Raw genomic sequence first — 13714 nt, 5'->3', positions numbered from 1 at the left:
AGGATGAACGGACAATTTGTAGTATCTCTAATTTTAATCTTAGCAACGTTCGGACTATATATAGGGATTGCCGTATTTAATATGGCACGCGCTACCTCGGACTTCTACGTAGCAGGACGCGGGGTACCTCCTGTGTTTAATGGAATGGCGATTGGCGCCGATTGGATGAGTGCAGCTTCATTCATTGGAATGGCCGGTACGGTGATGGTGCTCGGCTATGATGGTCTGGCTTACATAATGGGGTGGACAGGCGGATATCTGCTGTTAACCTTCCTGCTTGCACCGCAATTGAGGAAATTCGGTCGTTACACAGTGCCTGAATTCATTGGGGACCGTTATAAAAGTAATGCGGCCCGGCTGATTGCCGCTGTCGCAACGATTATTATCAGTTTCACATACTCGGTTGGTCAGCTTTCCGGGTCGGGCGTAGTCATTGGACGACTGCTTGAAGTCAACACAGTAATCGGAACGCTGATTGGTGTCGTTCTCATTGCTTTTTATTCAGCGTTAGGCGGAATGAAAGGGATCACTTGGACGCAGGTAGCTCAGTATTTAGTGTTGATTATTGCTTACTTAATTCCGGTTATTTTTATGTCGATGCAGCTTACACAAAACCCGATTCCGTGGCTTTCCTACGGGGATGTTATTTCGGAAATGAGGGTGCTGGATCAGGAACTAGGTATTTCAGAGTATGTGGTTCCTTTTACGGAAGCAACGAAGTGGCAGTTCTTAGCGTTAATGTTTACGCTGATGGCTGGTACAGCTGGACTGCCTCACGTCATTGTGAGGTTTTACACAGTGGCTACCATGAAAGCCGCTCGCTGGAGCGGAGCGTGGGCCCTGTTATTTATTGGATTGCTGTACTTGTCTGCTCCTGCATACGCAGCTTTTTCCCGGTTTATTTTAATGACCGAAGTGGCCGGCTCTTCCCTCAATAATCTGCCGGGATGGACCGAAGCCTGGGTGGATACTGGCCGGCTGTCCCTTGCGGATGGCAACAGTGACGGAATTCTGCAGTGGTCCGAGCTTGTGATTAGTAATGATATTGTCGTGATGGCGACACCGGAAATTGCAGACCTGGGAATCTTCGTCATTGGTCTTATGGCGGCAGGCGCCATGGCAGCAGCACTATCAACTGCGGGTGGTCTGATGATCGCCATTTCAGCTGCTTTGTCACACGATATTTATTATCGTTCCATTAATCCAAAAGCAACCGAGCAGAAACGGCTTGCTGTCGGCCGGATCTCTATTGTCGCCGCTACAATAGTAGCAGGTCTGGTGGCATTGAATCCGCCGGGAGCGATTACTCAAATTGTAGCCTGGGCCTTTGCTCTTGCCTCCGGATCGTTTTTCCCGGCACTTATACTCGGAGTATGGTGGAAGCGGGCCAATGGACCAGGTGTGGTAGCCGGCATGATCGTAGGGCTGTCGGTCACGCTGGGTTATATTTTCGCGGCCAAATATGGCGGTTTCACGATTCTAGGAATTATTGATACAGGAGCGGGAGTATTTGGCGCCACGGCTGCTCTGGTCACAAACATTGTCGTCTCGCTCCTGACCCCTCCACCTTCTCAGAAGTTGCAGGAGGAAGTGCAGGATATGCATTACCCAGAACAAATTCAATATAAAGACGGAGAAGCCTGGATCAAAGATGCCAAATAACATAACAGGATAAGGAAGAAAGTTCCACCTCAGGTCATCCAAATTCTGGATGACCTGAGGTGGATTTATTTTCCATGAAATGGTGGAGTGTTGTGATTATTGGTGGTTTAAAATCTCTTATTAAATCCTGCTACCTCATATTTAATGTACTATGGTGAAGTTCAGTCCAATCATGTCCTTCCACATTATCCCACCTCAGGTCATACATATATTGGGAATCACACCTTTATAAGAGCTGGAGCAGCAGATGGTTTACATTCGCTTTCTGGAGATAGCGTTTCTCATTTTCTGGGTAGAGGCTTTCGCTTGTTCCTTCTTCTTGATGCTGTAATTAACAAACAGGGAGTCGATCAGTGTTAAACCGGCAATCCTTGAAGCCAGAGCTTCAGAACGGTATTCCGTTTCTTGTGCCACCGTATAAAGGCTTAAGTCGACCGATTTGGTTAAAGGGGATTTAGCAAAGTTGGTAATGGCGATCACACGCGCGCCGTTTGATTTGGCAACATCCACAATATCCAGGATATCCTTATTAGACCCCGTATGCGAGATCACGACCGCTAAATCGCCTTCTCTCAGCTGGGAAGCCGACATTAACTGCAGGTGAGAGTCTGTATAAGCGTGGGTTTCCATACCTGTGCGTAAAAACTTATGATGAGCATCCATCGCGAGAATGCCGGAGCCGCCGCTGCCATAAAAGAAGACACGTTCAGCTGAAAGCAGATCTTCCATAGCTTGTGCTAAGGTTTCATGATTCTGAATGTCGCGAGAGGCTTCCAGAGCACGGATGTTAGCCTGGAATACTTTTTCTGTGATCTCAAGATCCGTATCATTTTCTGTAATGGTTTCATGGATATCCTGAATGGGATTCACGGTTTCTGAGGCGAGGGCAATTTTCATTGCCTGATAGCCTTTGAACCCGAGTCTTTTACAAAATCTGAAAACGGTTGCATCTGCGACCATAAGGTCATCCGCGACTTGATTAATCGTAGAATGCACAATTTGATCTCGGTTTTCTAAAATGTAATCGGCAATTAACTTTTCTTTTTCACTAAATTGACTATAGGATGAACGAATTCGATTGATTACGTGTTTGGTTGGGGCTTCTGCCATGACTCTTCCTCCTGTCCTGCATCTTCTATTATTACCATTGTAAATGAAAAAAATTTCAAAATAAAGTTATGAGATGTAAAATATTTTTCAGAACCCATTGTGTTAAAAAAATATTATTGTATAATCTTAATTATAGAAAAAAATTTTCAGGAAGAAAATTGCGCGTGATAGAGAAAGGGGTAAAACAATGAAAATTGGATTAATAGGTCTAGGAAAAATGGGTTACAACCTGGGGTTGAACCTGATGGATCATGGACATGAAGTAGTTGCGAACGATGTGAATGCTGATCAAATAAAAGAAATTGCCAATGCGGGAGCGGTTCCTGCCCACAGTTTAAAAGAGGTTGTTGAGAATCTGGAAGCACCTCGCACGGTCTGGGTCATGGTTCCAGCAGGAGAAATTACTCAATCTGTACTGGATGAGCTTTCTGATTTACTTGAAGCAGGTGATCGTGTCATTGATGGAGGAAACTCCAATTATAAAGACAGCTTGCGCCGCGCAGAACAATTCAAAGAAAAAGATATGTTCTTCTTTGATGTAGGAACAAGCGGCGGCACAGAAGGAGCCCGTCACGGCGGCTGCTTTATGATCGGCGGAGACGAAGAGCAGTTTAAAGAGATCGAGCCGATCTTTGCGGATACATCTGTTGAGAACGGTTACCACTATGCAGGACGTGCCGCAAGCGGCCACTTCCTGAAAATGGTCCACAACGGTATTGAATATGGAATGATGCAATCCATTGCAGAAGGCTATGAGATTCTGGAGAAAAGTCCATTTGATTATGATTACGAAGCGGTATCTAAAGTTTGGAACAATGGATCTGTTATCCGTTCCTGGTTAATCGAACTCATGGAGAGTGCGTTCTCGAAGGATGCGAAACTTGAGGATATTCGTGGCGTTATGAATTCTTCCGGTGAAGGAAAATGGACCCTGGAAACGGCTATTGAGTATGAAATGGCAGCACCGGTCATTGCTATGTCCCTAATGACTCGTTATCGTTCTCAGGAAGAGGATACCTTCTCAGGCAAAGTTGTGGCAGCGCTAAGAAATGAATTTGGCGGCCACGCCGTAGTTAAAAAATAACCTATTTCTTCCACCTCAGGTCATCCAGATTATGGATGACCTGAGGTGATTTTATTTCCCAGGTTCACAAAGAAAGCATAGTCTTCTGGACTTTTGAAGTAGGAGAGGATCGTGGAAGTGGTAACAAGAGAAGAAGGATACGGCAGAAGAGATAGGTAGTGAGGATAGCTGCTCCATTTGTACGTTTCCGGTTTTGAAGTGATTAAAGCCCGGCATGGGTTTAAGTGAATGTACCGGCTTACTTGAAGAAGAGCGTTTACATCTCCTTGAAGATCTGCTTTATAAGGACCTTGAAACAGATGCCCCACATAGTCATATTTCTTATTAAAATACATGGCGTACTTGGAGTGGACATCTTTCATGAAAGTACCAGGGGGATGGTTAATGGTTTCAACCAAAAGGTGAATGTGATTGGTCATGAGACAGTAAGCGTGGATTTTAAAAGGGTAACTCTGTTTAGCTTCTAATAAGAACTGCAAGTAACGATAGCGATCATTTGGTTCATAAAAGATATCCGTTTTTCTGTTGCCGCGCGCTGTAATATGAAAACAGGCACGGGGATACCAGATTCGTTTAGGGTTAGGCATAAGATCTTCCTTTCAATTATATTTCCAATACTTGTTATTCGCTGTACCGATGATATAATCCTTCTTCCCTCTAATGGAAAAACCTGTCACCTCAGGTCATCCAGATTATGGATGACCTGAGGTGACAGGTTTTGGTTAATCGTTAGGTTATGGAATCTATCATTTTTCTGGTAAACTAATTAAATTGTAATCTAGTATTGTCGCAGCAGGAGGTTTAATAATGACGATATTCTTCCAAGTTGTTCTTCCTGTCATTCTCGTGTTTTTCGCAGGATACGCCTTGCAAAAAATCTTACATTTAGAAATAAAATCGATATCTACCGTAACCCTATACATCATGCTTCCCTGTCTGGTATTCAAAACCTTCTATGAAGCGGAGTTTAATCAAAGTTATTTAATGATGGTTATCTTTTCTGTTTTATTATTGTTCTCCATATTGGCTTTAAACAAAATCGCTGCTAAGGTATTCAGCTTTGATACACCGACAGAAAGTGGATTGATTCTCTCCACCGCTTTTATGAACGCTGGGAATTACGGAGCACCTATTGTCCTTTTCGCTTTTGGTGATGCCGGCTTCGTTTATTCCGTGTCGTATATGGTTCTCCAGCAGATCGTCATGAATTTCTTCGGGGTCTATTATGCGGCAAAAGGCGGTGCTGGTATTGGGATGGCTCTGAAAACCGTTCTCAAAATGCCGCCGACCCATGCCGTCTGGGTTGCGCTGCTATTTAAATATGCATCGATCCCCGTGTCGGATAATCTCATGTCCAGCATCCAGCTGGTCGGGGACGCGACGATTCCATCTATTATGATTCTCCTGGGCATGCAGCTTGCGAACATAACCGTTAAAAATTTGGACTGGAGTAAGATTTCGTATGCGGCTGTGCTGAGGTTAGCGGGTTCGCCGTTGATCGCCTGGGCCTTAACGGTCATTCTGCCTATGAATGACATGATGGCGAGCGTCCTTATCGTTTCGGCAGCTATGCCGTCAGCAGCTACGACGACGATGTATGCCGTGCAGTTTGACTCAAAGCCCGAGCTCGTTTCAAGCATTACCTTAATCACAACACTGCTAAGTGTCGTTACGATTCCGATTACCCTCACAATATTAACGTAAAAAAAAGTCCTGCCAGTTGCTGGCGGGACTTTTTGTTTATGTTTCTTCTTTATCCGTGTTCTGTCTGGATTTAATGAACAAATACAAGTTTGTACAAATTAGGGCTACCGATATAACCGTCGCAAGGGAGGAAAGTTCCACCAGATCGGTGAAAGCCCCAACAAGCAAATAGCCGACAAAGAACAAGGTGAACAATAGATAAGACACGGGTCTCTTCCTTTCTTCATAAACGTCTCCTTCAGTATAACATTAGATGAACGTTTGAAAAAAAGCCCCCGCAGTCGAGGTGGTTTTAGAGATGAGGATACATAAAAAAGCGATAGACGGTAAACTCATTTCCCTGTTCCATCGTATAAGATTGGATCGCAAGTGAAGAATACGTCGTTCCATCATCCATTTCAAAAGATAAATACATCACGTATTCTTTATTTTCCATAAGCGGCAAGGGATAAGGGTTCACAATTTCTACAATCCACTCATAAGCAAGCTTTTCAAAAAAGGCATGCATGAAGGTAGTGGGGGTTCCATCCAGCCAGATGCGAACAAGAGGATATAAAGACCGTGGCGAATTCAAAAATAACGCCTCCGTATTTATCATTTAACTATTCAATTGCCTAATTCGCTAAAACATAAACATAGGAATGCTTTAGGAAGAAGTATAAAAAATAGAATGAATATGATTAAAAAATCAATTTTAGACCTCGATTTTTGTTAAAAATTAAAAAACTTTGCAAAAAAATGACACCAAAATCCAATTTTCTCTCGATTATAATTGTGAAATTAAAAATCGAAAGCGGGTGCCATCCATGATAAAGAATCATGATTTTGCAGAAGTAGTAGACGAATATAAACGATTAATCTATTACCATATTAGAAAACTGAACATTATTGATCGTAACGGTGATTTTTTCGCTGAGGGGCTCTATGTCCTGTGGCAGGCTTACGATACATATGATGAGAATGCGGGTACTCTTAGTTCTTATATCAATTGGAAGATTCACAATGCACTAATTGATAAAATAAGAAAAGATAACCGGACGGTGGAAGCTGAAGAACGGTTCCAGGATCATGTAATCCATATGCAGCTCTATCAAGTTGAGGATGTCGTGATGGATCCCTATCTATGGAAAAGTATTCGAGCGCTGCTTACCGATAATCAGTGGAAATGGATTTATTACTCGATTATCCATGATTTCTCGGTTGATCAAATTGCCGTCAGGGAGGGTGTGACGAGAGATGCGGTTAAGAACTGGGGACGGCATGCCAGGAAGAGACTGGAAAATAGTTCAATATTCAATAGAAAAGCCCTGGAGAAATACGCCAGGGCTTAACGGAAGATTATTTTTCTATGGTTATATTGATTTTGCTTAATCCTAATGCTTTCGCTGCTTTAATCATTTTCACAGCTTCCTGCTCGGCATCCTGAATGTGTACATCATTCCGAGAGATACTTAATGCTGTCCCGCCAGACATCATGGTCGGTGTCTCTTCAGTTTCTTCCGTAATAGGAAGGACGATGTTCTCCTTCTCTTCACTGTCCTGCTGGTTATGCATACGGTTTACCCGGCCGCGTATTTTTCGGCCGTGATAGACCACACTAGCGTAAGGGCAGCCAGTCTCAGCAGAGATTTCGCGATAGTTTTTATCCGTTTCACCGATTAACCGCTTTACTTCACTCAGGTCATAATCATATTGTTTGCTTCTCTTCGCCATGTAAAAATCCCCTTTTTTCTAATCTACAAATATATTGTATACAAAATTACTGACTTTTAATAGTGTGAAATATTAATTAATGTTTTTAATAGTGAATAGTATAGTAAACTATTAATATAGAAAGGTACAAAAGAAAACAGGAAGTGTAATGATATGTTTAAAAATGCCATTTATCAACTATTACCCATTATAATTATGATTATATTATTTGTTTTTTCTTCTCAACCATATGAAGAACAAAATATTAAACCAGCAATGAATCAATGGATCCCCATTGAATGGCTGCGTCCTCTGGTGGAGCTTATTCACATCAGTTACCACGGAGAAGAAGTGAGTGTGGAAGCGCAAGGGATCGATGGTGTTATTGAATTTTTTATTCGGAAGTCCGCTCATTTCGGCATGTTCTTTTTGCTTATGGTAACTTTATGGAATGCCATCCACCAAAGATGGCGTCTACCGTTTGGCAAGGAGCTGCTGTACGCGCTTGTTATAACCGTCAGCTATGCTGCGTTTGACGAATTTCACCAGTCCCTGACACCGAACCGGACCCCATACATAGGAGATGTGATGATCGATACAGCCGGGGGACTGACAGGCGTAGTCCTGTTAACTATTTTCTATAAAAAATTTCGTTAAATCTCTGTGATAGTAAAGATAAGCTCCCGATACTGGGAGACTTGAATTCAAGATAGTTGGGCCCGTTACTAAAATGAGGATGAGGGTTGGTGGGGAAATAACTCGCTTTCCTGTGGGGGAACTGGTGAGCCTCCTCAGTCGTTTTTACTCCCTGCGGGGTCTCCCCTAGATCCTTCTCCCACGGGAGTCTCATCATTTCCCCACCAACCCAACTATGATTTTGCAAACGGACCCTTCCAGAAGAGGAAAGTTCTCATCCTTAATCTGTATTAAATGGTGTGATGACAGGTTATTGCGCATCGTTACATCTTGAAAACAGGTACAAAACCACATGGTCTAATTCCTCATAACGCAGGTGATGTTTGAAGTGGTTTCGAGCTTTTGATTTGTCAAGGTCCGGAGGGGACGTTGAAGACTCCTGTGGATGAACATGATTGGTAAGATCCCGGAAGGCGAAGCCTGAGGAAGCTTATCACATGCCCACGGAAAGCGAATCGTCCCCCGCATGACCTTCAGCACAACCCAATATCTCGAAATCGAGTCTTCCACAATCCGGTCCGTTTGTTTAATAGATCTCTTATTAAAATCCACAAGCATGCCTTGACCCAATTTAACAAACACAGAAGATCCCGGTGATGGTTAAATCACCGGGATCTTTTACTTAGCTTGTCCGCTTGGAAGACTGGGAGAAGTCACTTCCAATCCGTGGCTATCTACTTGTAAAGCTTCGACCTGATAGGCGGGAAGTTCTTTCTGCAGAAGAACAAGTTTATCATCGCTTAATTGTTCAAATAAAGCAATCATGGTTGGACCTGCGCCGCTTATATACATTCCGACTGCATTCAGTTCCTTCACTTTGACGGATATGGCATCAAAATCAGGAATTAACTCTTTGCGGTAAGGCTGGTGCCACTGATCTTTCATCATCATTTTCCCAGCCAGTTCCCAGTTTTGTTCAGCTAGAGCTGCAACGAGTACATTGGCCGTACCACTGGCATGAACGCCCTGCTTGTAACTGATTTCCTGAGGCAGCAGACTGCGTGCTTTTTCCGTTTCCAGATGGAAGTCAGGAACGATCGCAAGCCACGTCAGGTCATCGAGTCCTTTCGTGAACTGGACAAAATCTAAATGGTCCCCGTCATAGCTTGAAACCATAATTCCTCCGTAAATAGCCGGGGCGACGTTATCCGGATGGCCTTCAATGGAACAGGCAAGCTGTAATTTTTCATAGCGGCTAAGCTCAAGGTTCAGAAGTTGATTCGCAAGTTCAATTCCACCTACAACGGCTGTAGAGGAACTCCCAAGGCCACGGGCGATCGGCACGTCATTGATCAAATCCACATGGTACGGCGGCAGTTCTTCATATCCGTAAGCTGTTGCTGTATAGATGGCCGTCATATAAATTAAATTATCTTTTCCGGACGGGATATGAGGCTGATCCTCCTCAGGCACTCCGAACGACCACTTATCTGCAGGCTGACACTTTAGCGTGACGTACTTGGAGAGAGCAATGCCGATGGAGTCAAATCCTGGTCCTAGATTAGCGGAAGTTGCGGGTACCCGGATTTGAAATGTACTCATGAGCGTACTCCTGAGATGGCCTCGGCAAACTGGTCAATATCATTTTCAATGACCGTGGGTTTGACCGGACTTGTATCAATCGCGGCCGCTGGATCCTTCAGTCCATTTCCGGTAAGAACGTGAACAACTTTTGATCCTTGTGGAATTTCGCCGCTCTTCACTTTTTTAAGCATACCTGCAATCGACGCACAAGAGGCAGGTTCAGCAAATACGCCTTCTTTTTGAGCCAGAAGCTGATACGCTTCTACAATTTCATCATCCGTTACTTCGTCAATTAAGCCGCCGGATTCCTCTTTAACCTGAATCGCTTTATCCCAGCTTGCAGGATTTCCAATTCGAATGGCAGTGGCAAGCGTCTCCGGGTCTTCAATGACCTGATTCCGGACGATGGCTGCTGCACCGCTTGCTTGAAAGCCCATCATCCTTGGAAGCTGATGGCCGTATTTTTCATTATACACCTGAAATCCGCGCCAATAGGCAGTAATATTGCCTGCATTTCCAATCGGAATCGATAATACATCAGGGGCTTCACCTAAGGCATCACACACTTCAAAGGCTCCGGTTTTCTGTCCCTCAATCCGATAAGGATTCAAAGAGTTTACGAGCGTGACCGGTTCCTTTTCAGCGATTTCTCTTACCATTTTCAACGCCTGATCAAAATTACCTTTTATGGAAAAAATCTCAGCACCATACATGACCGCCTGGGCGAGTTTACCCTGGGCGATTTTGCCATCAGGGATGACCACAATACAACGAAGGCCGGCGCGGGCGGCAAAGGCTGCCGCAGAGGCAGAAGTGTTGCCGGTTGACGCGCAAATGACAGCTTTGGAGCCTTCTTCAATTGCTTTGGCCATCGCCATGACCATCCCGCGGTCCTTAAATGAACCGGTCGGATTGGCGCCTTCAATTTTTACATAGCCTTCAATTCCATACTCCTTTGAAATCGTCGGTATGGATAAAAGGGGAGTATTACCTTCCTGTAAAGAAAGATTCGGTGTCTGATCGGTTACGGGAAGAAATTCACGATAATGATGAAGCAGTCCTTGCCACATCTTAGCTGCCCCCTTCTACTCTAAAAATACTTTCAACACTTTTCACGGAATGATGTGTTTCGATTTCCTTCATCGCCTGTGAAAAGTCTTCTTCACTAACTTGATGGGTGACCATCATCAGTTCACGCTCTCCATCTTCTTCATAGGAACGCTGGATGATTTGGTCGAACGAGATATTGTACTGAGCGAAAATCTTCGTGATTTCCATTAACATACCTGTTTGATCAAGTACGTGCAGACGGATATATTTCTTCGTCATCTGCTGGTCCTTAGGCATAACTTGCTTAGGGAATTGGGGCTGCACGTAAGCCGTACCTGTTGTACCTAATCGGATATTTTTTAATACAGCTATTAAATCGGATACAACGGCTGTTGCAGTTGGAAGTTTTCCGGCACCAGGACCATAGAACATGGTTTCTCCTACGGCATCACCGTACACATATACCGCATTAAATTCATCGTTTACGGATGAAAGCGGGTGAGTCGCGGGCAGGAAGGTTGGTTCTACGCTTACAGATACACCATTTGCATCATTCTCAGCAATACCAATTAATTTAATTCGATAGCCAAGTTCTTCTGCATATTGAATATCGGAAAGAGATAAGCCGCGAATTCCTTTCACTTCTACATCTTCCAGATTAAACGGCATGGAGAATCCTAAGATAGAAAGGATAGTCATTTTCCGGGCTGCATCCAGACCATCAACATCGGCTGTTGGATCCGCTTCGGCAAAGCCAAGATCTTGCGCTTCCTTTAATATACTGTCAAAGTCAGCGCCGTCCTGAGACATTTTCGTCATGATATAGTTCGTTGTTCCATTAACGATTCCCATCATTTTTGTGATGCGGTCAGAGGATAGGCCGTCCATAATAGAACGGATAATCGGTACACCTGCAGCGACACTGGCTTCATAATAAAGATCACTGCCGCTTTCCTGACAGGCAGCAAAAAGCTCGGCTCCATGCTGGGCGATTAAATCCTTGTTGGCCGTTACCACGTGTTTTCCGTGCTGAATCGCTTCTAATAATATGGTTAGCGTGTGATCGATTCCACCCATCACCTCTACAACTACATCGATTTCTGGATCGCGGGTAATATCTTCGTATCGATCGGTCAGGTTTGTGGAGCCATCAGGAAGCTCTCGAGGTTTCTCGACATTGTTGACCAATACGGACTTAATCGTTACTTCGCACCCCGTTCTGTGCTGAATACGCTCCTTATGGTCATGGAGAATCTCAATCACTCCACTTCCTACAGTCCCTAAACCTAATAACCCTACGGTAATGGTATTTTTCATCGTTCACACTCCTTGTCCACTTGAAATATACATTATTCTTTATATAAAGGACATTGTAACGGAAAGGGAAGTCAAGTACAAGAGTGAATTCTCAGACGATTCGAATTTTTATAAAAGATAGGAAATCTACATATTTATTAAAACTTTACAATAGATGTGTTTTGCTATTTTTATTAGTTAAAAGTGAATAAAAGAGGATAATTAATAGGAAAAATTCTATAATTATTAAATTTGATTAATTATTCGACATAAAACGACAAAAATGAAACTATTGTATTAATTTTTAGTATCTTGACTTATTTTGACAAATAAAATATAAATAATTGTACCTATAAAAATAAAAAGGGGGAAGGGCAGCAATGATGGACAGTTTATATTCCGGTCCGCTTCCTGATTCATTAAGGAAGTATGATGCCGTCATCGATCAAATCATCAGAGAGATGGGAGTGGAAGGGAAGATGGAAGAATTCAAGGATGAAGGGAAGCAGGCGGTGTATAAAGCAGAAACAGCCTTTTACTCCATTATAACGGATATGAATAAGGATACGTATATGTACCGTACAATCCGCCAGCGCTTTCTTGAGCTTCTTGGCAGCTGAGAGCGGGTTACATAGCGCGCATGACTCTGGAAGGGTATGAAGTCCAGGGTCTTTTTTTTGAGCAATCATAACGCTTGAAGTGAAACTTTTTACCAAATGCTAGACAATGTCCAATTTTTTCAATACGATATGATGTGAAAAGGATTCCATGGAGGATGAAACCTATGACAACAATCAATGACATCGCAAAAAGGGCCAACGTTTCCCGGACTACCGTTTCAAGAGCTTTGAACAATAGTGGGTACGTAAGTGAAGATGCCCGAAAAAGAATTATGAAAATTGTTGAAGAAACAGGCTATATGCCTAACCAATCAGCGAAATCGCTCCGGACAAAGCGTTCAGGCGTTATTGGAGTTATTCTGCCGCGTTTGAGCACGGAAACATCGACTCGTGTGGTGAATGGGATTAATGAAGTGTTAGCTAAAGAAGGCTTTCAGATTCTGTTGACGGATACAGAACTGGACAGTAAAAAAGAGATTGAATACATTCGTTTACTGAAGAGCAGGCACGTGGATGGAATCATACTGCTTGCGACTAATGTGAATGATGAACTGATTCAAACCATTCGTGACGTGGATCTTCCATTTCTGGCGATCGGTCAGGATCTTCCTGAGGTAACGTCTCTTGTTTATGATGATTACCATGCATCTGCTGATTTAACGAATATGCTGATTCATAAAGGCCACCATAAAATAGCTTTTATAGGCGTCAGCCGTGAGGACCCTTCCGTTGGGGTTAAGCGAGAACAGGCTTTTCGTGATGTAATGGAAAGAGAAGGCGGAGTGGTCCAGGACCACTGGATGGGAACAGGGGATTTCTCGATTGATTCCGGTTATGAAGAGATGAAGAAGATTTTACGAGCAAGCGGTAAAAACAGGCCAAGTGCGGTATATGCCGTTACCGACCGAATGGCTATCGGGGCTATGGAGTACTTGAAAGAACAGGGCTACCGGATTCCGGAAGACATGGCTGTTGTCGGAATAGGAGCTTCCAGTATGTCTCAATATGTAAGCCCTTCCCTGACCACGATCGATTACTTTAATAAGAAGGCTGGGCAGCAAGCGGCTGAACTGTTACTGGCCAAATTAAAGAATGAAAAACTTGAGCAGAAATTTGAGCTAACGTATAGACTAATTTTACGAGATAGTGTATAGTTCTAATTGAAAACGCAATCATGTAATCGTTCACACATTTCAGGAACACAATTTATTCCTTTTAGAAATACGGAAATCGATGCACTTATTTGATGAAATTATTGAATGTTTTATATTTTTTT

At 43.3% G+C, this 13714-nt stretch carries 15 protein-coding genes; 7 read left to right on the top strand and 8 right to left on the bottom strand.

The genetic code is table 11. The annotated features are described in order from the left end of the window. The first annotated feature begins 3 nt into the window (after positions 1–3). On the top strand, positions 4–1662 hold the full coding sequence (locus LCM11_RS08745; RefSeq protein WP_224893874.1) for a sodium:solute symporter family protein: 1659 nt from the start codon (positions 4–6) through the stop codon (positions 1660–1662). Positions 1663–1914: 252 nt separating this feature from the next. Here LCM11_RS08745 and LCM11_RS08740 read toward each other — a convergent pair whose 3' ends face one another. Beyond that, on the bottom strand, positions 1915–2772 hold the full coding sequence (locus tag LCM11_RS08740; protein WP_224893873.1) for a MurR/RpiR family transcriptional regulator: 858 nt from the start codon (positions 2770–2772) through the stop codon (positions 1915–1917). Positions 2773–2959: 187 nt separating this feature from the next. Between LCM11_RS08740 and gnd the strand changes: the two genes are divergently transcribed. Further along, positions 2960–3856, top strand: coding sequence for a phosphogluconate dehydrogenase (NAD(+)-dependent, decarboxylating) (gene gnd / locus LCM11_RS08735; RefSeq protein ID WP_224893872.1), 897 nt, complete (start codon positions 2960–2962; stop codon positions 3854–3856). A gap of 29 nt (positions 3857–3885) precedes the next feature. On the opposite strand, the gene LCM11_RS08730 is transcribed toward gnd, so the two are convergent. Next, positions 3886–4443, bottom strand: a complete 558-nt coding sequence (locus LCM11_RS08730; RefSeq protein ID WP_224893871.1) for a transposase — start codon at positions 4441–4443, stop codon at positions 3886–3888. A gap of 220 nt (positions 4444–4663) precedes the next feature. On the opposite strand from LCM11_RS08730, the gene LCM11_RS08725 reads away from it, so the two are divergent. Then, positions 4664–5560: an AEC family transporter gene (locus LCM11_RS08725; protein WP_224893870.1), complete on the top strand. Its 897-nt coding sequence runs from the start codon at positions 4664–4666 to the stop codon at positions 5558–5560. Positions 5561–5596: 36 nt separating this feature from the next. Here the strand turns inward: LCM11_RS08725 and LCM11_RS08720 are convergent, their stop codons facing one another. Together LCM11_RS08720 and LCM11_RS08715 are read right to left on the bottom strand one after the other, a co-directional pair. Beyond that, positions 5597–5767, bottom strand: coding sequence for a hypothetical protein (locus tag LCM11_RS08720; protein ID WP_224893869.1), 171 nt, complete (start codon positions 5765–5767; stop codon positions 5597–5599). An 85-nt stretch (positions 5768–5852) separates the two neighbouring features. Next, the gene (locus LCM11_RS08715) at positions 5853–6134 is read right to left on the bottom strand and encodes a hypothetical protein (RefSeq protein WP_224893868.1); all 282 of its coding nucleotides are present in this window, start codon (positions 6132–6134) and stop codon (positions 5853–5855) included. Positions 6135–6366: 232 nt separating this feature from the next. On the opposite strand from LCM11_RS08715, the gene LCM11_RS08710 reads away from it, so the two are divergent. Continuing rightward, entirely contained in the window at positions 6367–6891 is a 525-nt protein-coding gene (locus LCM11_RS08710) for a sigma-70 family RNA polymerase sigma factor (RefSeq protein WP_224893867.1), read from the top strand. Positions 6892–6898: 7 nt separating this feature from the next. Here the strand turns inward: LCM11_RS08710 and LCM11_RS08705 are convergent, their stop codons facing one another. Then, on the bottom strand, positions 6899–7273 hold the full coding sequence (locus tag LCM11_RS08705; protein ID WP_224893866.1) for a hypothetical protein: 375 nt from the start codon (positions 7271–7273) through the stop codon (positions 6899–6901). A gap of 153 nt (positions 7274–7426) precedes the next feature. Here LCM11_RS08705 and LCM11_RS08700 point away from each other — a divergent pair, with 153 nt between their 5' ends. Further along, positions 7427–7909, top strand: coding sequence for a VanZ family protein (locus LCM11_RS08700; protein ID WP_224893865.1), 483 nt, complete (start codon positions 7427–7429; stop codon positions 7907–7909). 657 nt (positions 7910–8566) lie between these two features. Here the strand turns inward: LCM11_RS08700 and thrB are convergent. Genes thrB through LCM11_RS08685 form a run of 3 tightly spaced genes read right to left on the bottom strand, consistent with a single transcriptional unit; the run spans position 8567 to position 11839 of the window. Continuing rightward, positions 8567–9490, bottom strand: coding sequence for a homoserine kinase (gene thrB / locus LCM11_RS08695; protein ID WP_224893864.1), 924 nt, complete (start codon positions 9488–9490; stop codon positions 8567–8569). Further along, positions 9487–10542: a threonine synthase gene (gene thrC, locus LCM11_RS08690; RefSeq protein WP_224893863.1), complete on the bottom strand. Its 1056-nt coding sequence runs from the start codon at positions 10540–10542 to the stop codon at positions 9487–9489. Before thrC ends, thrB begins: the two co-directional genes overlap by 4 nt. 1 nt (position 10543) lies before the next feature. Continuing rightward, a complete protein-coding gene (locus LCM11_RS08685; protein ID WP_224893862.1) occupies positions 10544–11839 on the bottom strand; it encodes a homoserine dehydrogenase in 1296 nt (431 codons plus the stop codon). Between the two features lie 359 nt (positions 11840–12198). Between LCM11_RS08685 and LCM11_RS08680 the strand changes: the two genes are divergently transcribed. Further along, the gene (locus tag LCM11_RS08680) at positions 12199–12438 is read left to right on the top strand and encodes a hypothetical protein (protein ID WP_014644723.1); all 240 of its coding nucleotides are present in this window, start codon (positions 12199–12201) and stop codon (positions 12436–12438) included. 164 nt (positions 12439–12602) lie between these two features. Next, on the top strand, positions 12603–13592 hold the full coding sequence (locus LCM11_RS08675; RefSeq protein WP_224893861.1) for a LacI family DNA-binding transcriptional regulator: 990 nt from the start codon (positions 12603–12605) through the stop codon (positions 13590–13592). The last annotated feature ends 122 nt before the right edge of the window (positions 13593–13714 follow it).

It is taken from the genome of Halobacillus halophilus, from assembly GCF_020171985.1.
GTDB lineage: Bacteria > Bacillota > Bacilli > Bacillales > Halobacillaceae > Halobacillus > Halobacillus halophilus_A.
The sequence above is the reverse complement of the archived record's forward strand: the minus strand, read 5'-3'. Positions and strand labels throughout refer to the sequence as shown.